The following is a 25,189-nucleotide window of genomic DNA, read 5'->3' on the forward strand; positions in this document are numbered from 1 at the left end:
CGTGCCCGGGCCCGGCCTGTGGCCTCAGGCGCGCTCGCGCACCCAGGCCTCGACGCTGGCCAGCGCGGCCGGCACACCGGCTGCGTTGGTGCCGCCGGCCATGGCCATGTCGGGCTTGCCGCCGCCCTTGCCCCCGACCTGCTGGGCCACGAAGTTGACCAGCTCGCCGGCCTTGACCTTGCCAATGCTGTCGGCCGTCACGCCCGCGGCGATCTGCACCTTGTCGCCATCGATGGCGGCCAGCACGATGGCGGCGGTCTTGAGCTTGTCCTTGAGCTTGTCCATGGTGTCGCGCAGGGCCTTGGCGTCGGCGCCGGGCAGGGCCGCGGCCAGCACCTTCAGGCCGTTCACGTCCACGGCCTGGTTCACCAGTTCGTCGCCCTGGTTCGAAGCCAGCTTGCCCTTGAGCGCGGCGATTTCCTTTTCCAGCGCCTTCACGCTGTCCAGGGTCTGGCCAATGCGGCTGTTGAGCTCGGCGACCGGGGTCTTGAAGCTGCCGGCCGCCTGGGTCACCGTGTCCTCGAGCTGCTGCAGGTAGGCCAGCGCATTCGTGCCGGTCACGGCCTCGATGCGGCGCACGCCTGCGGCCACGCCGCCTTCGGCCACCACCTTGAACAGGCCGATGTCGCCCGTGCGCTGCACGTGCGTGCCACCGCACAGCTCGCGGCTGGTACCGATGTCGAGCACGCGCACGGTCTCGCCGTACTTCTCGCCAAAGAGCATCATGGCGCCGGTCTTCTGGGCCGATTCGATGTCCATCACGCGCGCCTGCGTGGGCACGTTGGCCAGCACTTCCTCGTTCACCAGGCGCTCGATCTCGCGCACCTGGGCGTCGGTCACGGGGGCGTTGTGGGCAAAGTCGAAGCGCGTGCGCTCGGCGTTCACCAGGCTGCCCTTTTGCTGTACGTGGCTGCCCAGCACTTCGCGCAGGGCCTTGTGCATCAGGTGGGTGGCCGAGTGGTTGCGCACCGTGGCGGCGCGCAGGGCCGTGTTGACCTCGGCCTGCACGGTGTCGCCCACGTTCAGCGTGCCCTCTTCGAGCGTGCCGTGGTGGCCGTAGACGTCGGCTTTGATCTTGAGCGTATCGCCCACCGCGAAGCGCGCCGAGCCGCTGGTGATGGTGCCTTCGTCACCCACCTGGCCGCCGCTTTCGGCGTAGAACGGGGTGGTATCGAGCACCACCACGCCGTTCTGGCCGGCCTTGAGGGCAGCGCTGCTGGTGCCGTCCACATAGATGGCGGTGATCTTGGCGGTTTCGGCCAGTTGCTCGTAGCCGGTGAAGCGGTTCACGTCGCCGGTGTAGTCCAGGGCCTTGTCCATCTTGAACTTGCCGGCAGCGCGGGCCTGGGCCTTCTGCTTTTCCATGGCGACCTTGAAGCCGGCCTCATCCACCTCGACGTCGCGCTCGCGGCACACGTCGTTGGTCAGGTCCAGCGGGAAGCCGTAGGTGTCGTGCAGCTTGAAGGCCACGTCGCCGGGCAGCACCTTGGCGTCACCGGCCAGGGCCGTGTCGAGGATTTCCATGCCGTTGGCCAGGGTCTCGAAGAAGCGTTCTTCCTCGGCCTTGAGCACCTCGGTGATGCGCTGCTCCTGCTCGCGCAGCTTGGGATAGGCGTCGCCCATCACGCGCACCAGCTCGGCCACCAGCTTGTGGAAGAACGGCGTCTTCTTGCCCAGCTTGTAGCCGTGGCGGATGGCGCGGCGCACGATGCGGCGCTGCACGTAGCCGCGGCCTTCGTTGCTTGGGATCACGCCGTCGCTCACCAGGAAGGCAGTGGCGCGGATGTGGTCGGCGATCACGCGCAGGCTCTTGTTGTTCAGGTCGGCCACGCCGGTCTCGCGGCCGGCGGCCTTGATCAGCGCGTCGAACAGGTCGATCTCGTAGTTGCTGTGCACGTGCTGCAGGATGGCGGCCAGGCGCTCCAGGCCCATGCCGGTGTCCACGCAGGGCGCGGGCAGCGGCGTGACCGATCCGTCCTCGGCCATGTCGAACTGCATGAACACGTTGTTCCAGATCTCGATGAAGCGGTCGCCGTCTTCATCGGGGCTGCCTGGGGGGCCGCCGGGGATGTGGTCGCCGTGGTCGTAGAAGATCTCGCTGCAGGGGCCGCAGGGGCCGGTGTCGGCCATCATCCAGAAGTTGTCGGACTTGTAGCGGCCGCCCTTGTTGTCGCCGATGCGGATCACGCGCTCGGGCGGCAGGCCGATTTCCTTGGTCCAGATGTCGTAGGCCTCGTCGTCTTCCTGGTACACGGTGGCCAGCAGGCGCTCGGGCGGCAGCTTGTACACGGTGGTCAGCAGCTCCCAGGCCCAGTGCAGCGATTCGCGCTTGAAGTAGTCGCCGAAGCTCCAGTTGCCCAGCATCTCGAAGAAGGTGTGGTGGCGCGCGGTGTAGCCCACGTTCTCCAGGTCGTTGTGCTTGCCGCCGGCGCGCAGGCAGGCCTGCACCGATACCGCGCGGTTGTAGGGGCGCTTGTCCGTGCCCAGGAACACGTCCTTGAACTGCACCATGCCGGAGTTGGTGAACATCAGCGTGGGGTCGTTGCCCGGCACCAGCGAGCTCGAGGCCACGATGGTGTGGCCCTTGGAGGCAAAGAAGTCCAGGAAGGACTTGCGGATGTCGGCAACCGAGAACGAAGGCGTGGTGTGGTTGGTCATGTGCGAAAAGGGGCAACAGGCCTGGGTCAGTGAGGGGCCTCGCGCGCAAGGCGCGGCCACCCGGTTTATGGGGAGAACCCTCGATTCTATCGAGACAGCAGGGTGACACAGCCCGCAGCAGCCAGAGACACTGCACTTCGCTGCCCTGAACGCGGTCTGGACGCGGCTTCGCACAGGCTGCAGGGGCCCGGCGCGCAACGGCATGCCCCGTCCGCCCTACGCGCCTGCCGCTGTGCAAAGCGTGCCCCGTTGCAGTGCCTGGCGCCCCACCCCAGGGCAGGCGCCGACCCGAAAACGCCCCATCTTCGCCCCTGGCGCCCAGGCATGCCCCTCGCGCCGAGGGCGAGCAAGCGCAAATCCGGCTGGCACGCAAGCTGCTAAATACCCTGACAAGATATTTCAAATATTTTCTTAATATATTTACCAATTCGACTGCACGCACTTCCGACCCCGCCTGTTTTCTTCCGTCCTTTGTTGTCTTCTTCTTTCTTTCCAGGAGTCCATCCATGAGCAATCCCCGCTGGCAAGGCATCTTCCCCGCCATCACCACCAAGTTCCACGCCGATGAGAGCATCGATGCCGAAGGCACGGCGCGCCACATCGACTTCCAGATCCGCAACGGCATCCACGGCCTCGTGACCTGCGGCTCGCTGGGCGAGGCCAGCACCCTCACGCTGGAAGAGAAGCTGCAGGTCGCCAAGATCGCGCTCGAAGCCGCCGACGGCCGCATCCCCGTGCTGGCCAACGTGTCGGAGACCAGCACCCGCGAGGCCCTGCGCTACATCGACGGCGGCAACAAGCTCGGCGTGGCCGGCTACATGGTGATGCCGTCGGTGATCTACGTGGCCGACGCACGCGAAGCCATGGCCAACGTACGCGCCATGGCCAAGGTGGCCCAGAAGCCGCTCATGGTCTACAACAACCCCGTCGCCTACCGCGTGGACCTGAAACCCGAGCACATGCTGGAGCTGGCCGACTGCGAGTGGATCGCCGCGATCAAGGAGAGCACGGACAACATCCGCCGCATCACCGACCTGCGCAACACCGTGGGCGACCGCTACCAGCTCTTCCTGGGCGTGGACGACCTGGCCTACGAGGGCCTGGCGCTGGGCTGCGACGGCCTGCTGGCCGGCGTGGGCTGCGCCTTCCCGCGCGAGACCGTGGCGCTGTACGACCTGATGAAGGCGGGCCGCTTTGCCGAAGCGCTCAAGCTCTACCAGTGGATGACGCCCATGCTGCACCTGGATGTCTCGACCAAGCTGGTGCAGAACCTCAAGCTCATCGACGTGCTGGTGGGTGTGGGCACCGAGCACATGCGACGCCCGCGCCTGCCGCTGATCGGCGAGGAACGTGCCTTCATCGAGCGCGTCGTCAAGAAGGCGCTGGACACGCGCCCCACCGAGTACCAGTCGGTCGCCTGATCGCCGGCGCTCCCCCGCCCTCTTCACCCTCCATGCAAAGGCCTCCCATGACATCCAGATTCATGACCCCCTCGGCGCTGGCAGCCCTGCTGCTGGCGGCACCGGCATTCGCGCAGCAGCAGGTCGTCAAGATCGGCCACAGCGGTCCGCTGTCGGGCCCCAATGCGTTCGCGGGCAAGGACAACGAGAACGGCGTGCGCCTGGCCGTCGAGGAGCTCAATGCGAAGAAGATCGTGGTGGGGGGCAAGACCCTCCAGTTCGAGCTGGTGTCCGAGGACGACCAGTGCGACGCCCGCACCGGCGTGAGCGTGGCGCAGAAGCTGGTGGACAGTGGCGTGAAGTTCGTCATGGGCCCGTACTGCTCGGGCGTGGCCATCCCGGCCTCGCGCGTCTACAGCGACGGCGGCGCCATGGTCTCCACCGTGGGCACCAACCCCAAGGTCACCGAGAACGGCTACAAGAATCTGTTCCGCATCATCGCCAGCGACACCCAGATCGGCTCGAACATGGCCGTGTATGCGGCCCAGGTGCTCAAGGTCAAGCAGGTGGCGGTGATCGACGACCGCACGGCCTTCGGCCAGGGCGTGGCCGACCAGTTCACCAAGGAGGCGAAAAAACAGGGCCTGACCGTGGTGGGCCAGGAGTTCACGACCGACAAGTCCACGGATTTCCTGTCCATCCTCACCAGCCTCAAGGGCAAGCAGCCCCAGGCCATCTTCTTTGGCGGCTACGCACCGCAGGCCGCGCCCATGGCCCGCCAGATGAAGCAGCTGGGCCTCACGGCCAAGCTGCTGGGCGGCGACACGCTGTGCAGCCCCGAGGTCGGCAAGCTCGGCGGCGAGGCCGTCAACGACACCGTGTTCTGCGCCCAGGGCGGCACCATGCTCGACAAGGCCGCCGCCGGCCCGGCCTTCAAGGCCAAATACAAGGCGCGCTTCAAGCTCGATGCCGATGCCTACGCGGCCTCGTACTACGACCAGGTCATGTTCATGGCCGATGCCATGCAGAAGGCCCAGTCCGTGGAGCCCGCCAAGGTCGGTGCGCAGATGGGCCAACTGAGCCACCAGGGCGTGGCCGGCACCTATGCCTATGACGACAAGGGCAACCTCAAGCAGGCGCCGATCACGGTGCTCACGTTCAAGAACGCGGCGCCCGTTCCTCTGGCCAGCTATTGAAAGCCCCCCTGAGTCGCTTCGCGCCTTCCCCCCAGGGGGACGCCCCCGGTGCGGCGGGGCGGCCCTTGCACGGGGGCACTGGCCTTGGCCCTGCCAATGCCCAGAGGCTGTGGCGACACGGCACATCTGCCAAACGAACCCGCAGCCCGCTACGATCCCGGAACACTTTCAGCCCCTTGACGCCATGAACCCCAACCGCGCCATGCAACGCATCCAGATCCTCGACTCCCACACCGGGGGTGAACCCACGCGCCTCGTGGTCGGCGGCTTTCCCGACCTGGGCACGGGCAGCATGGCCGAGCGCCGCGCGCTGCTGGCCAGCCGGCACGATGCCTGGCGTGCGGCCACGGTGCTCGAGCCGCGCGGCAACGACGTGATCGTGGGGGCCCTGCTGTGCACGCCGCAGGACCCGGCCAACGCGGCGGGCGTGGTCTTCTTCAACAACACCGGCTACCTGGGCATGTGCGGCCACGGCACCATCGGCCTGGTGGCCTCGCTGGCCTACCTGGGCCGCATCCAGCCCGGCGAGCACGGCATCGAGACACCCGTGGGCACGGTGATGACCACGCTGCACGAGGACGGCTCGGTCAGCGTGCGCAATGTGCCGGCCTACCGGCTGCACCAGGGGCTGTCGCTCACGGTGCCGGGCATCGGCAGCGTCACGGGCGACGTGGCCTGGGGTGGCAACTGGTTCTTTCTGATGAGCGAGCACGGCCAGCGCGTGGCCAGCGACAACCTGCAGGCGCTGACCGACTACACCTGCGCCATCCAGCAGGCCCTGAAGGACCAGGGCATCCGCGGCGACAACGGCGGCGAGATCGACCACATCGAGCTGTTTGCCGACGACGAGCAGGCCGACAGCCGCAACTTCGTGCTCTGCCCGGGCGGTGCCTACGACCGCTCGCCCTGCGGCACCGGCACCAGCGCCAAGCTGGCCTGCCTGGCGGCCGATGGCAAGCTGCAGCCCGGCCAGGTGTGGCGCCAGGCCAGCATCATCGGCAGCAGCTTCGAGGCGCGCTACGAGCCCGATGCCCAGGCCGGCAGGATCATCCCCACGCTGCGCGGCACCGCCCACATGAGCGCCGAGGCCACGCTGCTGATCGCCCGGGACGACCCCTTTGCCTGGGGCATCCGCCTCTGAGCCTCGATCCACCCCATGCAAGCTGCAGACGTGATCGTCATCGGTGCCGGCATGGTGGGCGCGGCCTGCGCCCACCTGCTGGCCCATGCGGGCCTGTCCGTCCTGGTGCTCGATGCGCGCCGGGGCGGTGCCACGCAGGCCGGCATGGGCCACCTGGTGGTGATGGACGACAACGCGGCCGAGCTGGCGCTGAGCCAGGCCTCGCTGGAGCAGTGGCATGCCTGGGGTCCGCGCATGAATGCCGACCTGCCCGGCTGCGCCTATTCCAACTGCGGCACGCTCTGGATCGCGGCCAATGCCGAGGAAATGGCCGGCGCGGAGGCCAAGGCTGCCGGGCTGCGCGCGCACGGCATCGCCTGCGAGCTGCTGGACGCCGCCACGCTGGCGCGGCTGGAACCTGCGCTGCGCCCCGGCCTGCACGGCGCCCTCAAGGTCGGTGGCGACAGCGTGGTCTATGCGCCCAATGCCGCACAGTGGCTGCTGGCCCACGCCGCACGCCCCATCACCGTCGAACATGCGCAGGTGGAACGCATCGAGGGCCGGCGCGTGCACCTGGCCGATGGCGGCGTGCGCGAGGGCGGTGCGGTTCTGCTGGCCGCGGGCATCCACGCCACGAACCTGTGCCCAGGCCTGCCGATACGCCCCAAGAAGGGGCACCTGGCCATCACCGACCGCTACCCCGGTACCGTGCGGCACCAACTGGTGGAGCTGGGCTACATCACCAATGCGCACCAGAGCGATGGCACCTCGGTGGCCTTCAACCTGCAGCCGCGGCCCACGGGGCAGTTGCTGATCGGTTCGTCGCGCCAGTTCGACACCACCGACCCGGCCATCGACAACGCTGTGCTGGCGCGCATGCTGCAGCGCGCGCTGGAATACTTGCCAGGCCTGGCCGAGCTCAACGCCATCCGCACCTGGACCGGCTTTCGCGCGGCCACGCCCGATGGTCTGCCCATCATCGGCCGGCACCCGCAGCACCGCGACCTGTGGCTGGCCGTGGGCCACGAGGGCCTGGGCGTGACCACGGCGCCGGCCACGGCCCAGTTGCTGGCCGCGCAAATCACGGGCGCCACGCCACCGCTGGAGCCAGCGCCCTACTCCCCCGACCGCTTTGCCCGGAGCCTCATGGCATGAGCACCGCCCCCACCCTCCAGATCCATGCCGACGGCGTGCGTCTGCAGGTCGCCGCCGGCACCAGCGTGGCCGCGGCCCTGGCCCAGGTGCCGCCGGGCCGCACGCGCACCTCCACCAGCGGCCAGCCGCGTGCGCCGCTGTGCGGCATGGGCGTGTGCCATGAATGCCGCGTGCGCATCGACGGCCGCGTGCGCCTGGCCTGCCAGACCGTATGCACCGAGGGCATGCAGGTCCATACCGATACCGGCATGCCTTGCCCATGAACACCTCCACCCCCTGGTCGGCGCATGCGCGCTGCGACATCCTCATCATCGGCGCAGGCCCTGCAGGCATGGCTGCGGCACTGGCCGCAGCCCCGAGTGGCGCGGCCATCACGATCGTGGACGACAACCCCGAGGCCGGCGGCCAGATCTGGCGCGACGGCCCCGGCGCCACCCTGCCTCCGCTGGCCCGCCAGTACCGCGAGGCGCTGGCCCGGCACGCCAACATCAACCTGCTGCGCGGCACGCGCGTGGTGGGTTTGGGCGATGCGCCCTTGGCAGGTGATGCCCCCACCCTGCTGCTTGAAGACGCCGAGCGCGGCTGGGCCCAGCACAGCCACCGACTCGTTCTGTGCAATGGCGCGCGCGAGTTGCTGCTGCCCTTTCCAGGCTGGACGCTGCCGGGCGTGACGGGTGCGGGCGCCCTGCAGGCCCTGGTCAAGGCGGGGCTGCCCGTACAGGGACAGCGCATCGTGGTCGCAGGCACGGGCCCGCTGCTGCTGGCTGCAGCCGCCACAGCTGCCAAGGCCGGTGCACTGGTGGTGCGCGTGGCCGAGCAGGCCGGCTGGCGAGCGCTCGCGGGCTTTGCCGCGCAGTTGCCGCGCTGGCCCGCCAAAGCCGTGCAGGCGCTGACGCTGCTGCACCCGCAACTGCGCGCGGGCAGCCATGTGCTCGAAGCCCGTGGAGATGGCCAGGTGCAGTCCGCGCGCCTGCGCACCGCATCCGGTGAGGAAACCATCGCCTGCGACCGCCTGGCCTGTGGCTTTGGCCTGGTGCCCAACACGCACCTGGGGCAGCTGCTGGGCTGCGCACTGGGCGGCCCCCTGAGCAATGGTCTGGGCCTGCAGGTGGACGCGCAGATGCGTACCAGCGTGGCCGGTGTCCATGCTGCAGGCGAGTGCACGGGCTTTGGCGGCAGCAAGCGTGCACTGGCGCAGGGCGCCCTTGCCGGCCATGCCGCAGCAGGTGACACCACGCCGGTGCATGCGCTGCAGGCCACGCTGCGCCGCTGGGAAGGCTTTGCCCGGGCGCTGCAGCATTCCTTCGCACTGGACGATGGCCTCAAGGCCCTGCCGCGGCCGGACACCCTGGTGTGCCGCTGCGAAGACGTGCCGCATGCCGAACTGGCCGGGCGCAGCAGCTGGATCGACGCCAAGCTGCACACACGCTGCGGCATGGGCGCCTGCCAGGGGCGCATCTGCGGTGCCGCCACGCAGCAGCTCTTCGGCTGGACACCGGCGCCGCCCCGCCACCTTCTGGCACCGGCGCGCATTGCCACGCTGGCCATGGTGGCCGACAGGCCGCCCCCCGGCTGAGACAGAGAACCCAGGGATGGGGCCCGGCCCTGCTACCGGGCACTCATCTTGCTTCTACATATATTAAGAAAATATTTACCCTGGTGCAGCCGAGTTTCTTCCCATAAGCACTCCAACGGAGCCGACCCGCATGCCCTCCCCAGCCCCCGCCGCCACCCCTCCTGCCACCCCGCCGCGCGCGCCCGTCCGCTGGCTGCTGGATTTTTCCAGCGGGCTGCTGCGCATGGAGCGCCACCTGCTCACGGCCCTGATGACGCTGCTGGTGGGGCTGATCCTGCTCAACGTGGTGACGCGCTACACCGGCATGCCGATCTACTGGATCGACGAGGCGGCGGTGTACACGGTGGTCTGGCTGACCTTCGTGGGGGCCTCGGTGATGACGCGGCTGCGCATGGACTTTGCCGTGACCATGCTCACCGACCAGCTGGGCGCGCGCGCTGCGAAGGCCATCAAGGGTGTGGCCACGGCCGGCGTGGTGCTGTTCGGCATGGCCATGCTCTGGATGTGCTGGCAGTGGATGGACCCGATCGGCATCGCGCGCTATGGCTTCGACGCCAAGGAGTACGCGGCCGAGAGCTTCAACTTCCTCTACACCGAGCGCACGCAGACGCTCAACTGGCCCACCTGGGTGCTGCAGCTGATCCTGCCGATCTTCTCGGCCACCTTCAGCGTGCATGCGCTGGCCAACCTGCTCGAGGACCTCGGGTGCGCCGAGCGGCGCACGCACCCGGGCTTCGACGTGGTCAACGCCGATGCCGTGAACTGAACGAACCCGAAGGCCCCTCCCATGATCACCACCCTGTTCTTCACCCTGGCCCTGCTGGTGGGCGTGCCCATCGGCGTGTGCCTGTGCCTCTCGGGCATCGTCTACATCTTCGCCACTGGCGGCACGGTGCTGTTCCAGTCGTTTCCCATGCAGATGTTCGCGGGGGTGGACAGCTATGGCCTGATCGCCATCCCGCTGTTCATCCTGATCGGCGAGATCATGAACAGCGGCGGCATCACGCGCCGGCTGGTGGACCTGTCCATGGCCTTCATCGGCTCGGTCAAGGGCGGCCTGGCCTACGTCAACATCCTGGCCAACATGCTGGTCTCGTCCATCATCGGCTCGGCCACCGCGCAGGTGGCCATCATGTCGCAGGTGATGGTGCCCGAGATGGAAAAGCAGGGCTACGACAAGACCTTCGCCGCCGGCCTCACGGTGTATGGCGGCATGCTCGGGCCCATCATCCCGCCGTCCGTGATGTTCGTGGTGTTCAGCGTGCTGGCCCAGGTGGCCGTGGGCGACATGCTGATCGCCGGCATCCTGCCGGGGGTGCTGCTCACGCTGCTGTTCTTCGTCGTGATTGCCCTCATGGGCTTCATCTACGACTACCCGCGCAGCGAAAAACGCACCCTGGCCCAGCGCGCGCGCACCATCGTGCTGGCCAGCCCCACGCTGCTGATCCCCATCGTGATCGTCGGCTCCATCCTGGGCGGCCTGGCCAACCCCACCGAGGCCGCGGCCGTGGGCGCGCTGGCCTCGGCCCTGGTGGGGCGCTATGTGACCAAGGAGTTCCGCTTCAACGCCATGCCGGCCATCCTGCTGCGCTCGGCGATCTACTCGGCCATCGTGCTCTTCCTGGTCGCCGCGGCCGCGGTGTTCTCGTGGCTGCTGATCTACGGCAAGGTGCCGCAGATGGTGGCGGCGTGGATACAGACCGTGGCGCACGACCCAGTCACCTTCCTGCTGCTTACCAATTTGATCCTGCTGGTCATCGGCACCGTGATCGACGGCATTCCCGGGCTCATCATGACCGTGCCCATCCTGCTGCCGATCGCCACCGAGGTCTACCACATCGACCCGCGCCACTTCGGCGTGGTGGTGGTGGTCAACCTGGTGCTGGGCCTGATGACGCCGCCCGTGGGGCTGAGCTTCTTCGTCGCCTCGGCCGTGACCGGAGCCAAGCCCGGAAAGATGTTCATCGTCACGCTGCCCTTCTTCCTCATCAGCTGCGTGGCGCTGGTGCTGCTGTCGCTGTTCCCCAGCCTGTCGCTGGCGTTGCTCGAGTAGCGCCGCTCCTTCTGCCTTTTCCGTTCCTGCAAGTTCCCTTCCCAGACCAAGGAGAGTCCACCATGACCACCACCCGCCGCCAGTTCGTCCAGCGCCATGCCGTGGCCGCTGCCGCCAGCCTTGCTGCCCCGCTCGTGTTCGCGCAGGGCGCGGGCGCCAAGGAATTCCGCCTGGGCCTGATCACCCCGGCCGGGCATTCGTGGAACCGCGCCGCGCTGCAGTTCGGCGAGGCGCTCAAGAAGGAGAGCGATGGCCGCCTGAGCGTGACCGTGTTCCACTCGGGCCAGCTCGGCAACGAGGCGGCCATGATGCAGCAGCTGCAATCGGGCGCCCTGGACATGGGCTGGATCCAGGCGGCCGAACTGGGCTCGCGCGTGGCCAGTGTTGCCGCCATCAATGCGCCCTACCTGGTGCGCTCCACGCCCGCCGTGGCCAAGCTGGTCAAGCACCCGGCCGCCACCAAATTGCTCGAAGTGTTGCCACGCGAGACCGGCACCATCGGCCTGGGCTGGGGCATCACCGGCATGCGCGCGGTGTTCTCGACCAAGGACATCGCCAGCCCCACCGACCTCAAGGGCATGAAGCTGCGCATCAACCCCACGCCGGTGTACCGCGACTTCTACCAGATGCTGGGTGCCGCGCCCACGCCCATCCCGACACCCCAGGTGTTCGACGCCATGAGCAACGGCCAGGTGGACGGGCTGGAGGCGGACATCGAGTTCTCCTGGAACCAGCGCTTCGACAAGGTCGCCAAGACCCTGCTGCAGATGAACGCGCTGTTCATGCCCTTCGCGCCGCTGGTGTCGGGCCGCATCTGGCAGGGGCTCGATGCCAAGGACAAGGAGCTGATCCGCAAGCTCGTGGCCCAGTCGCTGGACGCGCAGATCAACGACATCGTGACCACCGAGGCGGGCCTGATCGACAAGTTCAAGGGCACCTCCATCGCGTTCAAGAGCGCGTCGTCCTTCAACCCCGAGGCCACCATCCAGGAGTTCGACAAGCTGTGGCTGCCCAAGGCCCCGCAGATCGCCGAGCTGCGCAAGGCGGGTGCCACGCTCTGATTTAAGATCGGCCCAGCAAGGCCCCAGGCGGGGCCGCGCCCCACCGGCACCCCACCCTTGATGACCTTGAGCAGCAGCCCCCCTCCCCGCAAAGACACCGGCCCCAAGCGGCGCGCGGCGGACGTGGCCTATGACGCCATCGAGGCCATGATCTCCACCCTGCAGCTGCAGCCCGGCAGCCCCGTGGTGGAGGCCGAGATCGCCGAGAGCACCGGCCTCGGGCGCACACCGGTGCGCGAGGCCTTGCTGCGCATGGTGTCCATCGGCCTCATCGTGCAGCAGCCGCGCCGCGGGCTGCAGGTCTCCAACATCGACCTGGCGGACCACCTGGACGTGATCCAGACGCGCCGCGTGCTGGAGCGGCTGATCGCATCGTGCGCCGCACGGCGCGCCACCGCGCCGCAGCGCCAGGCCATCGTGCGCTGCGCCGAGGAGATGGTGCGCGCCGCGGAACGCGGCGAGCTCGACGGCTACATGCTGGCCGACCATGGGCTCGACCAGATCGTGCACCTGGCCTGCCAGAACCAGTCGGCCGTCAAATCCGTGGCACCGCTGATCGTGCAGTGCCGCCGCTTCTGGTACGCCTACCAGCACGAGGGCGACGTGACCGAGGGTGCGCGCGCCCACATGCACCTGGCGCAGGGCATCGCCAGCGGCGACGAGGCGCATGCCGTGGCCGGCGCCAACCAGCTCATGGACTACCTGGAGCAGTTCGCGCGCCGCATCATCGACCGGTGAGCGCAGCCATGTTCACGCTCACCACCATCGCGGAGCTTCCCGCAGCATTCAGCGCGCCATCCTGGCTGCGGCCCACGGACCCGGTGCTGCTGCACACAGGCGATCTGGCGCTGAATGGCGACCTGTTGCTCGACTGGAGCGCTGGCTGGGAGGATGGCCACATCGCAGCGGCGCTTGCGGGCCTGCAAGGACAGGCCGTCAGCGGCCTGTGCGTGCAGGGCGACCTGCATCTTGCGGGTGCCCTGGTGAATGCCGACGGCGACTCCGGCCCGCTGCTGCTGGTCACCGGCGCGCTCGGCGCGCGCCAGGCCAGTTGCGGCGGCTCCCATATCCGGGTGGACGGCGACCTGCGCGTGCTGGAGGTCGTCTACGGCCACTACAACCACGGCCAGCTGATCGTGGGCGGCCAGGTCATCGCCCAGGCGCTGGTCAACGACGACCATGGCATCGACGTGCGGGGCCAGCCGGCCAAGGGCAGCAAGCTGCTGCGCATCGACCTGTCCGAAGGCCGGGACCCCGACGACCCGGAGACCCTGCCCGCTGCGCTGAAAAAGCTGCTCAAGAAATCGCCGCTGTCCCTGGAATCGGTGCGGGACGGCCTGCGCCAGGGCCGCAGCCTGGCCTCCATGGCCACCCCGCAGACGGCCGAGGAATGGCGCAACGTGGTGTGGCGCGACTACACGCGCATCGCCAAGATCCCCAAGGAGCTGCGCACCGAGGCCATGTACCTGGCGCTGCTGACGCCCCAGTGCCCACTGCCCCGGCCCGAGGTGCACGAGCTGTTCTCGAAGATCCCGCCCAGGGAACTGACGCGCGCCGTGCGCCAGGCGGCCTTTGCGCTGGCCCCCAAGAGCCTGCTGATGCTGCCGCCGAAATTCGACCTGCAGCAGGAGTACGAGGCGTGCTTTCTCGCGCTGGGCGATCCACAGGCCGTGGCGGCAGAGATTCCCACCCAATTCATGAGCCCCGCCATGGCCGACCACCTGGCAGCCCGCAGCGCGAAACCCTAGCCCGCGCCAGCCAAGCTACTGGGTGCCCTGGCTTCCCAGCGCGATGCGCTGCTCCAGAAAACGCCACAGGCGTTCATCGCCGCAGAAGGCCACGTTGAAACGCAGCCAGCCCGTGGGCCGCGGCTCCACCAGGAACAGCGCTCCCGGCCCGAGCATGATGCCCTCTCCCGTGCCCTCCATGGACAGCTCGGCACTGTCGGGCAGATCGGGATGGCGGGCCCACAGGTACATCCCGGCCTCGGGCTCATGGAACAGCTCGAAGCCCAGGGCCTGCAGCCTGCGGCCCACGCTGCGGTGCGCCTCAGCCAGGCGCTCGCGCAGCGACTTGAGGTGCTTGCGCCAGCGGCCGTCCGTGACCACGCCGAAGGTGATGCGCTCGGTGATGTCCGACGAGGTGAGGCCCGAGACCATCTTCAGCTGCAGCAGGTCGTCCAGCACGTCACGCCTGGCCGCGACATAGCCCGTGCGCAGGTTGGGCGAGATGGTCTTGGAGAAACTGCCCACGTAGATCACGCGGCTCAACTGGTCCAGGCTCGCCAGCGAGGGACGCACGCTGCTGTCCATGTCGACGTAGATGTCGTTTTCCACCAGGGTGAAGCCGTGCTGCTCAGCGAGCTGCAGCAGCCGGTGCAGGTGCGCCACCGAGGCCATGGAGCAGGTGGGGCTCTGCAACCGTGGCTGCGTGAAGAAGGCCTTGGGCTTGTGCTGCACCAGCAGCGCCTCCAGCGCAGGCAGGTCATAGCCCGTGGCGGTGCGCGGCACGCCGACCAGATGGGCCCCTGCAAAGCGCAGCATGAACAGCAGGTTGGGGTAGCCGGGGTCGTCCACCAGCACCACGTCACCGGGCTTGAGCAGGAGCCGCGCTGCCAGGTCCAGCGCCTGGCTGGAGCCCTGGGTCAGCAGGATCTGGTCGGGGTCCACCGCCAGGTGCTGCTCGGCCAGCGATTCGGCCACCACCATGCGCAGCGCCATGTGGCCGTGCGGCAGGCCGTAGCCATCGAGTTCGGGGCCATCCGAGGACAGCTGGCGCATGCTGCGGCGCACCGCATCGCCAAACAACCAGTCGTGCGGCAGCCAGCCGCACCCCGGTTTCATCGGCAGGTTGCGGTTTTCGAAAATTTGCTTGAGGTACCAGCGTGCATCGAAACGGGGCACGGGCCGCTCCCGCGCACCACCTGCGGGCACACCGGTCTCGTCGCCGCGCCGCTTGACGAAGAAGCCCGCGTGCGCACGCGAGACCAGCCAGCCCTGGGCTACCAGCCGGTCATAGGCCTCGACCACGGTGAACACGCTGACACCATGGGAGGCCGCGAACGCGCGGATCGAGGGGAGCTTGCTGCCAGGCTTGAGCACCTGGCTGACGATGAGGCCTCGCAGACCATCGACGATCTGGCTGACCAGAGGTGTCTGGAGGTCCGGGCTGAGAGTGAGCATCGGGAAAGCAAAGAGGGGAGCGAATTGTGCACCGTGTTGGCGCACACCAGATCAGGGAATGCCTGTACAGGATTCTAGACCTGCACAGTGCGCGGCAAAGCGCCTGTGTGTGTACATGGACGGGCTGCGGCACGGCTTCCAGAATCCGCTCCATTCCTTCACATCCGCTGGTTCAACCCGCCCGCCAACGCCATGCAGCACGACCGCCACTTCACCAATGCCGCCCTCCTCGCCCGCCGCCACGCCGCCGTCGCCCGCGGCGTGGGCCAGGCCCACGAGATCTTTGTCCAGAAGGCGCTGAACGCCGAACTGTGGGACGTGGAAGGCCGCCGCTACATCGACTTCGCAGGCGGCATTGCCGTGCTCAACACCGGCCACCTGCATGCGGGCGTGATCGCCGCCGTCAAGGCACAGCTCGACCTGTACACCCACACCTGCTTCCAGGTGGTGGCCTATGAACCCTATGTGGAAGTGGCCGAGCGCCTGAACACCCTGGCGCCCGGCGCCTTCGCCAAGAAGACCCTGCTGCTGACCACCGGCGCCGAAGCGGTGGAGAACGCCGTGAAGATCGCCCGCGCCCACACCGGCCGCCCGGGGGTGATCGCCTTCACCGGCGGATACCACGGCCGCACGAACATGACGCTGGGCCTCACGGGCAAGGTCGCACCGTACAAGACCGGCTTCGGCCCCTTCCCCGGCGAGGTGTACCACGCGCTGTTTCCCAATGCGCTGCATGGCGTGGGCGTGGAACAGGCCCTGCATTCGGTGGAGCTGCTGTTCAAGAACGACATCGAGCCCGGGCGCGTGGCGGCCTTCATCATCGAGCCCGTGCAGGGCGAAGGCGGCTTCTACATCGCACCACCCGAGTTCATCACCGGTCTCAAGGCGCTGGCCGACCGCCATGGCATCTTGCTGATCGCCGACGAGGTGCAGACCGGCGCCGGCCGCACCGGCACCTGGTTCGCCTGCGAGCAATGGCCCGTGGCCCCCGACCTGATCACCACCGCCAAGTCGCTGGCCGGCGGCTTCCCGCTGGCCGGCGTGGTGGGCCGCGCCGAGGTGATGGACGCCCCCGCCTCCGGCGGCCTGGGCGGCACCTATGCCGGCAGCCCCGTGGCCTGCGCCGCGGCACTGGCCGTGATCGAGGCCTTCGAAAAGGACCAGCTGCTGGCCCGCAGCCAGGACATGGGCGCGCTGCTGGTGCGCGCGCTCAAGGACCTGGCGAGCCGGGTGCCCGGCATCGGCGACGTGCGCGGCCTGGGGGCCATGGTGGCCATCGAGCTGTTCGAGGGCGGCGACCCCGCCAAGCCCGATGCAGCCCTCACGAAGAAGGTGGTGGCCGAGGCCGCACGCCGCGGGCTGGTCCTGCTGTCCTGCGGCACCCACGGCAATGTGATCCGCATCCTGGTGCCGCTCACGGCCTCCAACGAACTGCTCGACGAAGGCCTGGCCATCCTGGCCGACAGCTTCGCTGCCGTGGTCTGACCCAACCGGCTCCAACGCCTCATCCTGACGACACCCATGACTTCCGACGAACCCCTGGTCCGCTTCAGCGGCGTGCAAAAGAGCTATGACGGCGAACAGCTGGTCGTGCGCTCGCTGGACCTGGACATCCATCGCGGCGAATTCCTGAGCCTGCTGGGGCCCTCGGGCTCGGGCAAGACCACCACGCTGATGATGCTGGCCGGGTTCGAGTCGCCCACCACCGGCGACATCCTGCTCGACGGCCGGCAGATCACCGGCACACCGCCGCACAAACGCAACTTCGGCATGGTCTTCCAGAACTACGCGCTGTTTCCGCACCTCACGGTGGAGCAGAACGTGGCCTACCCGCTCACCGTGCGCAAGGTGCCCCGCGCCGAGCAGCAGGAACGGGTACGCAAGGCGCTGGACATGGTGCGCCTGGCGGGTATGGGCGAGCGCCTGCCGGCCCGCCTGTCGGGTGGCCAGCAGCAGCGCGTGGCGCTGGCGCGCGCCCTGGTCTTCAACCCGCAGCTGGTGCTGATGGACGAGCCCCTGGGCGCACTGGACAAGCAGCTGCGCGAGCACATGCAGATCGAGCTCAAGGAGCTGCACCGCCAGCTCGGGGTGACCTTCGTGTACGTGACCCATGACCAGGGCGAGGCCCTGACCATGAGCGACCGGGTGGCGGTGTTCAACGAAGGCATCATCCAGCAGCTGGCCGGCGTGGAGGAACTCTACGAGAGCCCGGCCAACCGCTTCGTGGCGGGCTTCGTGGGCGACAACACCGTGCTCAGCGGCACCCTGCAGGGCGCGGGCGATGGAACGGCCATCCAGATGCCCGGCGGCTACCTGCTGCCCGGGGTGAACATCAACACCGCGGCCCTGGGCAGCCGCGTACAGGCCTGCGTGCGCCCCGAGCGCATCGTGCTGCATCCGTACGCCTCCTACCCCCGTGGCTCGGCCGTGCCGGCCACGGTGGCGCGCTCCATCTACTACGGCGACCACCTTCGCCTCATGTGCGACCTGGGCCACGGCCAGGAGCAGGCCACCGTGAAGCTGGCCCTCACCCATTCCGACGCATCGGCCTACCCGCAACCGGGGCAGAACGTGCTGCTGGAGTTCCCGCCGGAGTCCACCCGCATCTATGCGGTCTGAGGCCCCGGCAGCTTGTCCTTTTTGTTCTTTTCACGCCCTCCCCTTTCCCAACGCCCTTTCCAAGGAAACCGCACCATGAAAAAGAGTCTGATCGCCTGCGCAACCCTTGCCGCATGCATGGCACTGCCCAGCTTTGCCCAGCAGCAGATCACCGTCGTGAACTTCGGCGGCGCCAATGCCAATGCCCAGAAGAAGGCGTTCTACGAACCCTACGAGAAGGCCGGCAACAAGATCGTGGCTGTGGAGTACAACGGCGAGCAGGCCAAGATCAAGGCCATGGTCGAGACCAGGAAGGTGACCTGGGACGTGGTGGAGGTCGAGTCGCCGGACGCGGCGCGCGGCTGCGATGAGGGCCTGTTCGAGAAGCTCGACTACAGCAAGATCGTGGACAAGGGCGACCTGCTGCCCGCTGCGGTGAACGACTGCGCCGTGGGCATTTTCGTGTGGTCCACCGTTATGGCGTACAACGGCGACAAGCTCAAGACCCCACCGACCAGCTGGGCCGATTTCTTCGACACCCGGAAGATCGCCGGCAAGCGCGGCATGCGCAAGGGTGCGCGCTACAACCTGGAGTTCGCGCTGCTGGCCGACGGTGTGAAACCCGCCGACGTGTACAAGGTGCTGGCCACCAAGGAGGGTGCCGACCGCGCCTTCAAGAAGCTGACCGAACTCAAGCCCAGCATCCAGTGGTGGGAAGCCGGAGCCCAGGCGCCGCAGTTCCTGGTGGCGGGCGACGTGGCGCTGACCACCGTGTTCAATGGCCGCATTGACGCGGCCAACCGCGAAGGCCGCAACCTCAAGATCTTCTGGCCGGGCGGCATCTACGACCTGGACTACTGGGCCATCCCCAAGGGCACGCCCAACAAGGATGCAGCCGTGAAGTTCATCGCCTTCACCATGCAGACCGCCAACCAGGCGGCCTACGCGCAGCACATCGCCTACGGCCCGGCCAACACGAAGGCCCTGGCCCAACTCGACAAGAAGGTGCTGGACGACCTGCCCACCTCCACTGCCAACGCCAAGGAGGCGCTGCAGTTCAGCGTGGGCTTCTGGGCCGACCAGGGCGAGGCGCTCGAGAAGCGCTTCGCCGCCTGGGCAACGCAGTAAGCGGCAGCCGGAGCACAGGACACCATGCAGCCAGCCACCCTCGCCATCCCCGCCGCAAGCGCACCGGGCGCCAGCACGCCCGGCGCACTGCGCAAGGCCCTGTCGCGCGCAGAGTCACGCCGCAAGTGGCGGGCGTTCGCACTCACCCTGCCGCTGCTGGTGTTCCTGCTGCTCACCCTGCTGGTCCCCATCGTGGCGCTGCTGCAGCGCGCGATCGAGAACCCCGAGGTGGCCAACGCGCTGCCGGCCACCATTTCCGCGCTCGAAGGCTGGAACCGCCAGGAGGCGCCCGGCCCGGCCGCGTATGCCGCGCTGGTGCGCGATCTGGCGCGCCTGCCGGACAGCGCCGACGCCGGAGCGCTGGCGCGCCGGCTCAACTCCGACGTGCCCGGCGCCCGCTCCCTCATCATGGGTGCGTACCGCGCCCTGCCCACGGCGGGCACGCCCGAATCCATGCGCGACCAATTGATCGCCAAGGACCCGCGCTGGAGCGAAGCGCCGCTGTGGCGCGCCATCGCGCGCAATGGCGCGCGCTGGACACCGGACTACCTGCTCGCCTCGGTGGACCTGCAGCGCGACGCGCTGGGCCAGGTGGAACGCATGCCCGAGCAGCAGCGCGCGTTCGGCAGCATCCTGCTGCGCACCTTCCACATCAGCCTGGTGGTCACGCTCATCTGCCTGGCCATCGGCTACCCGCTGGCCTGGTGGCTGGCTTCGCTGCCGGCGCGCCCGGCCAATGTGCTGATGATCCTGGTGCTGGTGCCGTTCTGGACTTCCATCCTGGTGCGCGTGGCCGCCTGGATCGTGCTGCTGCAGTCCGAAGGCCTGGTCAACCGCGGGCTGATGGGGCTGGGCCTCGTGAGCGAACCGCTGGCCCTGCTGTTCAACCGCACGGGCGTGGTGATCGCCATGGTGCACATCCTGCTGCCGTTCATGATCCTGCCGCTGTACAGCGTGATGAAGAACGTGCCCGCCACCTACGTGCGTGCCGCCGTGTCGCTGGGCAGCCCGCCCCTGGCGGCCTTCTTTCGGGTGTATGTGCCGCAGACCTACCCGGGCATCGGTGCCGGGGCCTTGCTGGTGTTCATCCTCGCCATCGGCTACTACGTGACACCGGCGCTGCTGGGCGGCGCCGACGACCAGATGCTCAGCTACTACATCGCCCGCTACACCAACGTCGAGGTGAACTGGGGCATGGCCTGCGCGCTCGGTGCCGTGCTGCTGGCCGCCACGCTGGTGCTGTATGGCGTGTACCGCCGCATCGGCAAGGCCGAGCTGAGCCTGGGCTGATCCGCCTGACTGTGCACCTCCCATCATCCCCCGCCCCACCCGCCATGTTCCGACTGCCCGAATTCCCCCGTTACGCCACGCTGACCGACAAGGCACTGTGGTGGCTGCTGCGCGCGCTGTGCGTGGCGGTGCTCGCGTTCCTGCTGGCGCCCATCCTGGTGATGGTGCCCCTGTCGTTCTCGGAGAGCTCGTTCCTGGCCTACCCGATCACCGGCTGGTCGCTCAAGTGGTACCGCAACCTGTTCGAATCGGCTGAATGGGCGCGCGCCACGCGCAACAGCTTCATCGTGGCGCCGGCCGCCACGCTGGTCGCCACGGTGTTGGGCACGCTGGCGGCGGTGGGCCTGTCGCGCGCGGACTTCCGTTTCAAGGGCTTGCTGATGGGCGTGCTCATCGCGCCCATGGTGGTGCCCATCATCGTGGTCGGCGTGGCCACCTACCTGTATTTCGCACCGCTGGGCCTGGCCGACAGCTATGCGGGCCTGGTCATCGTGCACGCGGCGCTGGGCGCGCCCTTCGTGCTCACCACCGTGCTGGCCACCCTGGCGGGCTTCAACCACAACCTGGTGCGGGCATCGCTGAGCCTGGGGGAGACGCCGTTCAAGACCTTCTTTCGCATCACGCTGCCGGTGATCGCACCCGGCGTGGTCTCGGGGGCGCTGTTCGCCTTCGCCACCTCGTTCGACGAGGTCGTGGTCACGCTCTTCCTGGCCGGGGCCGAACAGGCCACGCTGCCGCGCCAGATGTTCACCGGGATCCGCGAGAACATCTCGCCCACCATTGCCGCCGTGGCCACGCTGCTCATCCTGTTCACCACCAGCCTGCTGCTGGTGCTGGAGTGGCTGCGCGGGCGCAGGGCCTGAGTGCGAACACACGCCCCAACCACTGGTACACCCGAGACACCCCCCGCTTTCAGCCTGCCGCTATGCTTGCCATGCGGCAGTGCGCCTACCACCCCTGACCACCCCCAAGAGACATCACCATGGACATGAAGAACTCCCCCCTTTCCCTGCTCAAGGACCCGAGCCTGCTCAAGACCGATGGCCTCATCAACGGCCAGTGGGTGGCGGGCACGGGCCGCTTCGACGTGAACGACCCGGCCACGGGCCTGAAACTCGCGAGTGTGGCCAACCTGGGCCCGGCCGACGCCGAGGCCGCGATTGCCGCCGCCAACGCCGCCTGGCCTGCGTGGAAGGCTCAGACCGCCAAGGAGCGCAGCATCCTGCTGCGCAAGTGGTACGACCTGCTCATGGCGAACCAGGACGACCTGGGCCGCATCATGACGGCCGAGCAGGGCAAGCCCCTGCCCGAGGCCAAGGGCGAGGTGGCCTACGGCGCGAGCTTCGTGGAGTGGTTTGCCGAGGAGGCCAAGCGCATCAATGGCGAGACCCTGCCCCAGTTCGACAACAGCCGCCGGCTGATGGTCTTGAAGCAGCCGATCGGCGTGTGCGCCGCCATCACGCCGTGGAACTTTCCGCTGGCCATGATCACGCGCAAGGTCGCGCCAGCACTGGCCGCCGGTTGCCCGGTGGTGATCAAGCCGGCCGAGCTGACGCCGCTGACCGCGCTGGCAGCGGCCGAACTGGCCATCCGTGCAGGCATCCCGGCGGGCGTGTTCAACATCCTGCCGGCCGACAGCGGTAACTCGATCGCCATCGGCAAGGTGCTGTGCGCGAGCGACGTGGTGCGCCACATCAGCTTCACGGGCAGCACCGAAGTCGGCCGCATCCTGATGGCGCAATCGGCCCCCACGGTCAAGAAGATGTCGCTGGAGCTGGGCGGCAACGCGCCCTTCCTGGTGTTCGACGACGCCGACATCGACAGTGCCGTGGAAGGCGCCTTCGCCAGCAAGTACCGCAACGCCGGCCAGACCTGCGTGTGCACCAACCGCTTCTATGTGCAGGAAGGCGTGTACGACCAGTTCGTCGCCAAGTTCGCAGCCAAGGTGAAGACGGCCAAGGTGGGCAATGGCTTCGAGGACGGCGTGAACCAGGGCCCGCTGATCGAGGAAGCCGCGCTGGTGAAGGTGCAGCGCCATGTGGACGACGCCCTGGCCAAGGGCGGCAGCGTGGTGGCCGGCGGCAAGCGCCTGGCGGGCCAGTTCTTCGAGCCCACCGTGGTGGCCAACGCCACGCCCGACATGCTGTGCGCGCGCGAGGAGACCTTCGGGCCCTTCGCCCCGGTCTTCAAGTTCAAGACCGAGCAGGAGGCCATCGACGCTGCCAACGCCACCGAGTTCGGCCTGGCCAGCTACTTCTACACCCGCGACGTGGGCCGCATCTTCCGCGTGGCCGAGGCGCTGGAATACGGCATGGTCGGCATCAACGTGGGCATCCTGGCCACGGAGCATGTGCCCTTCGGCGGCGTCAAGCAATCGGGCCTGGGCCGCGAGGGCTCGCACCATGGCATCGACGACTATGTGGAGATCAAATACCTCTGCCTGGGCGATATCCAGAAGTAAGCCCGGCTGGGGCCGACGGCGGCCTCGCTGGGGCACAATCGCCGGCGTGCGGCCGGCAACGCAGGCAGCCCCACCCGGGGCTGCCGTGCTTTCCACCACCAAGAGGCTCCCGTTCCAGGGCGGCCCACCGGCTGCACGCACCCAGAGGGAACCCACCAACATGAAAGCCTTGATCCTTGCGCTGCTGACTGCAGCGACTTCCGCCGCGCACGCGCAAACGCTCGACGTCTTCGAATCCCACGGCAACATGCACTACGCCATGGTGCCCACCGACAAGGCGCGCGACACCCAGTACATGGAAAGGGTGGCCTACAAGTTCTGCCAGGACCAGAACAAGGGCAGCTGCCGGGTGATGATCTGGTCCGACAGCCTGGACAAGCCCACGGGCAACCCCTTCCATACACGGTACGACGAGAACAAGCTGGCCGAGTACATGCGCAACTACAGCGGCATCGCCGATGGCATCCGGTTCAACTGCAAGCTCGTGACCACCGCCAGCCGCTGCTACCAGCAGTGAGCGGCCGCCGAAGCGCCGGTGGACAATTCGTCCAGTCGGGCAGCACCGCGCCGACGCAGAATCCCGAGGCCGGCCGGCCACCGTGCGCAGCCCATAGGGGGTTGCGCGCATCCATCCCAGAGGCAGTGAGACATTGCCCGCTGGCCGCGCGCTCTGGAGGGAACCCGCCATGAAAGCCTTGATCCTGGCGCTGCTGACCGCAGCGACCGCCGTTGCCCACGCCCAGACGCTGGACGTCTTCGAGACCCACGGCAACACGCACTACGCCATGGTGCCTACCGACAAGGCGCAGGACACCGACTACATCGGACGGGCGGCCTACAAGTTCTGCGCCGACCAGAACAAGGGCAGCTGCCACATCAAGGTCTGGTCCGACAGCCTGGACAAGCCCACGGGCCAGCCCCACCACACCCGCTACAACGACAACCAGCTTGCCGACTACACCCATGGGCCCATGGGCGTCAGCGCAACCCTCTTCAACTGCAAGATCGTGAAGAACGCCAGCCGCTGCTACCAGCGCTGAAGACTCAGCCCTGGCCCGGCGCATCGCGCCGGTTGGTGAAGCTGGCATTGCCCAGCCCCGTGCCCACGGTGAGGATGGCCCAGCGCTCCACGTCGTTGGTGAAGGGCATCTCCGAGAGGCCCTGCACCACGGCGTCGTTGTGCAGGCAGACCTGGGTGCGGCCATCGCCGATGGTCGGCAAGCGCTCGCACAGGTCGCGCGGCAGATGGAAGCGCGTGCTCTCCCAGTTGCCCGGCAGGTTCTGCGTGCCACCGGCCAGCGAGCCGTCTTCGACGATCAGGCCCGGGCAGGCCACGCCGATGTACGGTGCCAGGCGGATCTCCTTTTTCTCCGCGTAGGCGATCAGGTCTTCGAGGATGGTGGCGATGCCCTCCACCAGTTCATCGCGTTTGGGCTCGTCGTCGGCATGGGCCCATTTCTCGCGGCGCACCACCTCGGCCAATGACATGTCGGGTGCCTTGTGCAGGTGCGTCTGCACGATGCCGCAGCGCACGTTGGTGCCGCCGATGTCCACCGCCAGGATGGCATCGTAGCTTTGCAGCAGGGCCGGGGGCGCCAGGTGCACCCAGCCGATCAGGCCCCCCTCGTCCGCATGGTGGTGCAGGGTGCGCAGCTCCACGGGCGCCTTCTCGGCCTTGAGGATCTTGCCGGCGCGCGCGATGGAGCGGCTGCCCACCTCGCTCTGGTGAAAGCCTCCGCCGATGATGATGCGCTCGACGCCGCGCCAGGTCTTGTGCTTGAGAAAGCGCTGCACCACGTGCGCCAGCTGCAGCGCATAGTCTTCCGACGCGGCCGCTATGGCCTGGGCGGCGATGCCGTCCTTTTCGAGCATGGCATCGAGCTGGTGCTTGCTCAGCTCGCGCGTGGACTTGCGCCCCATGGGGTCCTTGCCGTCCATGGCCGCGAACAGCTTGCGCCAGGCGTCGAGCATGTGGCGAAAGGCCGTGCGGCTGGCCACGTCGCCCACGAAGCCGTCGCCATCGCGCAGCTCCAGGCTGTAGCCCTCGATCACGACCGAGGCCAGGCGCATGTCGCCGTGCGGGCCGACGATGCCCAGCTCGCGCTGGGCCTTGGCGTCCTTTTCCTGCTGCGCGGCACTGGGCTTGTCGGGCGTGGCTTTCTTGGCCTTGCTGTCCTTGTCCTTGTCTTTGTCCTTGGAAGCCATTCGTTCCCTCATGCGATGGGGCCCCGCACCCGGGGCCGTGCCTGCATGGTGCCGCAGGCTGCGGTGCCGTGGCGTCAGCCAACGCCTTGACATGCCCCCACCAGCC

22 protein-coding genes are annotated in these 25,189 nt (G+C 68.1%); 19 read left to right on the forward strand and 3 right to left on the reverse strand.

Annotated elements, in window-relative coordinates:
• Positions 1-24 precede the first annotated feature (24 nt).
• On the reverse strand, positions 25-2,658 hold the full coding sequence (gene alaS / locus AC07PF_RS21940) for an alanine--tRNA ligase (RefSeq protein WP_494613269.1): 2,634 nt from the start codon (positions 2,656-2,658) through the stop codon (positions 25-27).
• 506 nt (positions 2,659-3,164) lie between these two features.
• Here alaS and AC07PF_RS21945 point away from each other — a divergent pair.
• The 11 genes from AC07PF_RS21945 (at position 3,165) to AC07PF_RS21995 (ending at position 13,967) form a co-directional block, all read left to right on the forward strand.
• Entirely contained in the window at positions 3,165-4,079 is a 915-nt protein-coding gene (locus tag AC07PF_RS21945; RefSeq protein ID WP_494613270.1) for a dihydrodipicolinate synthase family protein, read from the forward strand.
• 47 nt (positions 4,080-4,126) lie between these two features.
• Positions 4,127-5,254: a branched-chain amino acid ABC transporter substrate-binding protein gene (locus tag AC07PF_RS21950; RefSeq protein WP_494608496.1), complete on the forward strand. Its 1,128-nt coding sequence runs from the start codon at positions 4,127-4,129 to the stop codon at positions 5,252-5,254.
• 202 nt (positions 5,255-5,456) lie between these two features.
• A complete protein-coding gene (locus AC07PF_RS21955) occupies positions 5,457-6,395 on the forward strand; it encodes a 4-hydroxyproline epimerase (RefSeq protein ID WP_494613377.1) in 939 nt (312 codons plus the stop codon).
• Positions 6,396-6,410: 15 nt separating this feature from the next.
• The gene (locus tag AC07PF_RS21960) at positions 6,411-7,529 is read left to right on the forward strand and encodes an NAD(P)/FAD-dependent oxidoreductase (RefSeq protein ID WP_494613271.1); all 1,119 of its coding nucleotides are present in this window, start codon (positions 6,411-6,413) and stop codon (positions 7,527-7,529) included.
• Positions 7,526-7,792, forward strand: coding sequence for a (2Fe-2S)-binding protein (locus AC07PF_RS21965; RefSeq protein ID WP_007861453.1), 267 nt, complete (start codon positions 7,526-7,528; stop codon positions 7,790-7,792). Before AC07PF_RS21960 ends, AC07PF_RS21965 begins: the two co-directional genes overlap by 4 nt.
• Positions 7,789-9,105 (forward strand): FAD-dependent oxidoreductase, encoded by a 1,317-nt coding sequence (locus AC07PF_RS21970; RefSeq protein WP_494613272.1) that lies wholly within the window; start codon positions 7,789-7,791, stop codon positions 9,103-9,105. Before AC07PF_RS21965 ends, AC07PF_RS21970 begins: the two co-directional genes overlap by 4 nt.
• 130 nt (positions 9,106-9,235) lie before the next feature.
• Positions 9,236-9,871 (forward strand): TRAP transporter small permease, encoded by a 636-nt coding sequence (locus tag AC07PF_RS21975; protein ID WP_494613273.1) that lies wholly within the window; start codon positions 9,236-9,238, stop codon positions 9,869-9,871.
• Positions 9,872-9,892: 21 nt separating this feature from the next.
• Entirely contained in the window at positions 9,893-11,158 is a 1,266-nt protein-coding gene (locus AC07PF_RS21980; protein WP_494613274.1) for a TRAP transporter large permease, read from the forward strand.
• 62 nt (positions 11,159-11,220) lie between these two features.
• Positions 11,221-12,219 (forward strand): TRAP transporter substrate-binding protein, encoded by a 999-nt coding sequence (locus tag AC07PF_RS21985; RefSeq protein WP_494613275.1) that lies wholly within the window; start codon positions 11,221-11,223, stop codon positions 12,217-12,219.
• Between the two features lie 60 nt (positions 12,220-12,279).
• Positions 12,280-12,957 carry a GntR family transcriptional regulator gene (locus AC07PF_RS21990; protein WP_007861446.1) on the forward strand — a complete coding sequence of 226 codons (678 nt, stop codon included), beginning with the start codon at positions 12,280-12,282 and terminating at the stop codon, positions 12,955-12,957.
• An 8-nt stretch (positions 12,958-12,965) separates the two neighbouring features.
• Positions 12,966-13,967, forward strand: coding sequence for a hypothetical protein (locus AC07PF_RS21995; RefSeq protein ID WP_494613276.1), 1,002 nt, complete (start codon positions 12,966-12,968; stop codon positions 13,965-13,967).
• Positions 13,968-13,982: 15 nt separating this feature from the next.
• On the opposite strand, the gene AC07PF_RS22000 is transcribed toward AC07PF_RS21995, so the two are convergent.
• Positions 13,983-15,401 carry an aminotransferase-like domain-containing protein gene (locus tag AC07PF_RS22000; protein ID WP_494608505.1) on the reverse strand — a complete coding sequence of 473 codons (1,419 nt, stop codon included), beginning with the start codon at positions 15,399-15,401 and terminating at the stop codon, positions 13,983-13,985.
• A gap of 192 nt (positions 15,402-15,593) precedes the next feature.
• On the opposite strand from AC07PF_RS22000, the gene gabT reads away from it, so the two are divergent.
• The 8 genes from gabT to AC07PF_RS22040 all read left to right on the forward strand — a co-directional run bounded on the left by gabT (position 15,594) and on the right by AC07PF_RS22040 (position 23,918).
• A complete protein-coding gene (gene gabT, locus AC07PF_RS22005) occupies positions 15,594-16,886 on the forward strand; it encodes a 4-aminobutyrate--2-oxoglutarate transaminase (RefSeq protein WP_494613277.1) in 1,293 nt (430 codons plus the stop codon).
• Positions 16,887-16,922: 36 nt separating this feature from the next.
• Positions 16,923-18,020, forward strand: coding sequence for an ABC transporter ATP-binding protein (locus AC07PF_RS22010; protein ID WP_494613278.1), 1,098 nt, complete (start codon positions 16,923-16,925; stop codon positions 18,018-18,020).
• A 75-nt stretch (positions 18,021-18,095) separates the two neighbouring features.
• The gene (locus AC07PF_RS22015; protein WP_007861440.1) at positions 18,096-19,127 is read left to right on the forward strand and encodes an ABC transporter substrate-binding protein; all 1,032 of its coding nucleotides are present in this window, start codon (positions 18,096-18,098) and stop codon (positions 19,125-19,127) included.
• Between the two features lie 24 nt (positions 19,128-19,151).
• Positions 19,152-20,417 (forward strand): ABC transporter permease, encoded by a 1,266-nt coding sequence (locus AC07PF_RS22020; RefSeq protein ID WP_494613279.1) that lies wholly within the window; start codon positions 19,152-19,154, stop codon positions 20,415-20,417.
• A gap of 44 nt (positions 20,418-20,461) precedes the next feature.
• Positions 20,462-21,280: an ABC transporter permease gene (locus tag AC07PF_RS22025; RefSeq protein ID WP_494613280.1), complete on the forward strand. Its 819-nt coding sequence runs from the start codon at positions 20,462-20,464 to the stop codon at positions 21,278-21,280.
• A 119-nt stretch (positions 21,281-21,399) separates the two neighbouring features.
• On the forward strand, positions 21,400-22,878 hold the full coding sequence (locus AC07PF_RS22030) for an NAD-dependent succinate-semialdehyde dehydrogenase (RefSeq protein ID WP_494613281.1): 1,479 nt from the start codon (positions 21,400-21,402) through the stop codon (positions 22,876-22,878).
• A 160-nt stretch (positions 22,879-23,038) separates the two neighbouring features.
• On the forward strand, positions 23,039-23,395 hold the full coding sequence (locus AC07PF_RS22035) for a hypothetical protein (protein ID WP_007861430.1): 357 nt from the start codon (positions 23,039-23,041) through the stop codon (positions 23,393-23,395).
• A gap of 169 nt (positions 23,396-23,564) precedes the next feature.
• Complete coding sequence (locus tag AC07PF_RS22040; protein ID WP_007861428.1) at positions 23,565-23,918, forward strand: hypothetical protein; 354 nt, start codon at positions 23,565-23,567, stop codon at positions 23,916-23,918.
• Between the two features lie 4 nt (positions 23,919-23,922).
• On the opposite strand, the gene AC07PF_RS22045 is transcribed toward AC07PF_RS22040, so the two are convergent.
• Positions 23,923-25,083, reverse strand: a complete 1,161-nt coding sequence (locus AC07PF_RS22045) for an ROK family protein (protein ID WP_494613282.1) — start codon at positions 25,081-25,083, stop codon at positions 23,923-23,925.
• Positions 25,084-25,189: the final 106 nt, after the last annotated feature.

The organism is Acidovorax sp. GW821-FHT10A04, from assembly GCF_059415825.1.

What these genes read in the sequence shown, in the direction of transcription:
- alaS (WP_494613269.1), bottom strand. Translation starts at nt 2,658, where the DNA reads ATGACCAACCACACCACGCCTTCGTTCTCGGTTGCCGACATCCGCAAG.
- AC07PF_RS21945 (WP_494613270.1), top strand. Translation starts at nt 3,165, where the DNA reads ATGAGCAATCCCCGCTGGCAAGGCATCTTCCCCGCCATCACCACCAAG.
- AC07PF_RS21950 (WP_494608496.1), top strand. Translation starts at nt 4,127, where the DNA reads ATGACATCCAGATTCATGACCCCCTCGGCGCTGGCAGCCCTGCTGCTG.
- AC07PF_RS21955 (WP_494613377.1), top strand. Translation starts at nt 5,457, where the DNA reads ATGCAACGCATCCAGATCCTCGACTCCCACACCGGGGGTGAACCCACG.
- AC07PF_RS21960 (WP_494613271.1), top strand. Translation starts at nt 6,411, where the DNA reads ATGCAAGCTGCAGACGTGATCGTCATCGGTGCCGGCATGGTGGGCGCG.
- AC07PF_RS21965 (WP_007861453.1), top strand. Translation starts at nt 7,526, where the DNA reads ATGAGCACCGCCCCCACCCTCCAGATCCATGCCGACGGCGTGCGTCTG.
- AC07PF_RS21970 (WP_494613272.1), top strand. Translation starts at nt 7,789, where the DNA reads ATGAACACCTCCACCCCCTGGTCGGCGCATGCGCGCTGCGACATCCTC.
- AC07PF_RS21975 (WP_494613273.1), top strand. Translation starts at nt 9,236, where the DNA reads ATGCCCTCCCCAGCCCCCGCCGCCACCCCTCCTGCCACCCCGCCGCGC.
- AC07PF_RS21980 (WP_494613274.1), top strand. Translation starts at nt 9,893, where the DNA reads ATGATCACCACCCTGTTCTTCACCCTGGCCCTGCTGGTGGGCGTGCCC.
- AC07PF_RS21985 (WP_494613275.1), top strand. Translation starts at nt 11,221, where the DNA reads ATGACCACCACCCGCCGCCAGTTCGTCCAGCGCCATGCCGTGGCCGCT.
- AC07PF_RS21990 (WP_007861446.1), top strand. Translation starts at nt 12,280, where the DNA reads ATGACCTTGAGCAGCAGCCCCCCTCCCCGCAAAGACACCGGCCCCAAG.
- AC07PF_RS21995 (WP_494613276.1), top strand. Translation starts at nt 12,966, where the DNA reads ATGTTCACGCTCACCACCATCGCGGAGCTTCCCGCAGCATTCAGCGCG.
- AC07PF_RS22000 (WP_494608505.1), bottom strand. Translation starts at nt 15,401, where the DNA reads ATGCTCACTCTCAGCCCGGACCTCCAGACACCTCTGGTCAGCCAGATC.
- gabT (WP_494613277.1), top strand. Translation starts at nt 15,594, where the DNA reads ATGCAGCACGACCGCCACTTCACCAATGCCGCCCTCCTCGCCCGCCGC.
- AC07PF_RS22010 (WP_494613278.1), top strand. Translation starts at nt 16,923, where the DNA reads ATGACTTCCGACGAACCCCTGGTCCGCTTCAGCGGCGTGCAAAAGAGC.
- AC07PF_RS22015 (WP_007861440.1), top strand. Translation starts at nt 18,096, where the DNA reads ATGAAAAAGAGTCTGATCGCCTGCGCAACCCTTGCCGCATGCATGGCA.
- AC07PF_RS22020 (WP_494613279.1), top strand. Translation starts at nt 19,152, where the DNA reads ATGCAGCCAGCCACCCTCGCCATCCCCGCCGCAAGCGCACCGGGCGCC.
- AC07PF_RS22025 (WP_494613280.1), top strand. Translation starts at nt 20,462, where the DNA reads ATGTTCCGACTGCCCGAATTCCCCCGTTACGCCACGCTGACCGACAAG.
- AC07PF_RS22030 (WP_494613281.1), top strand. Translation starts at nt 21,400, where the DNA reads ATGGACATGAAGAACTCCCCCCTTTCCCTGCTCAAGGACCCGAGCCTG.
- AC07PF_RS22035 (WP_007861430.1), top strand. Translation starts at nt 23,039, where the DNA reads ATGAAAGCCTTGATCCTTGCGCTGCTGACTGCAGCGACTTCCGCCGCG.
- AC07PF_RS22040 (WP_007861428.1), top strand. Translation starts at nt 23,565, where the DNA reads ATGAAAGCCTTGATCCTGGCGCTGCTGACCGCAGCGACCGCCGTTGCC.
- AC07PF_RS22045 (WP_494613282.1), bottom strand. Translation starts at nt 25,083, where the DNA reads ATGGCTTCCAAGGACAAAGACAAGGACAAGGACAGCAAGGCCAAGAAA.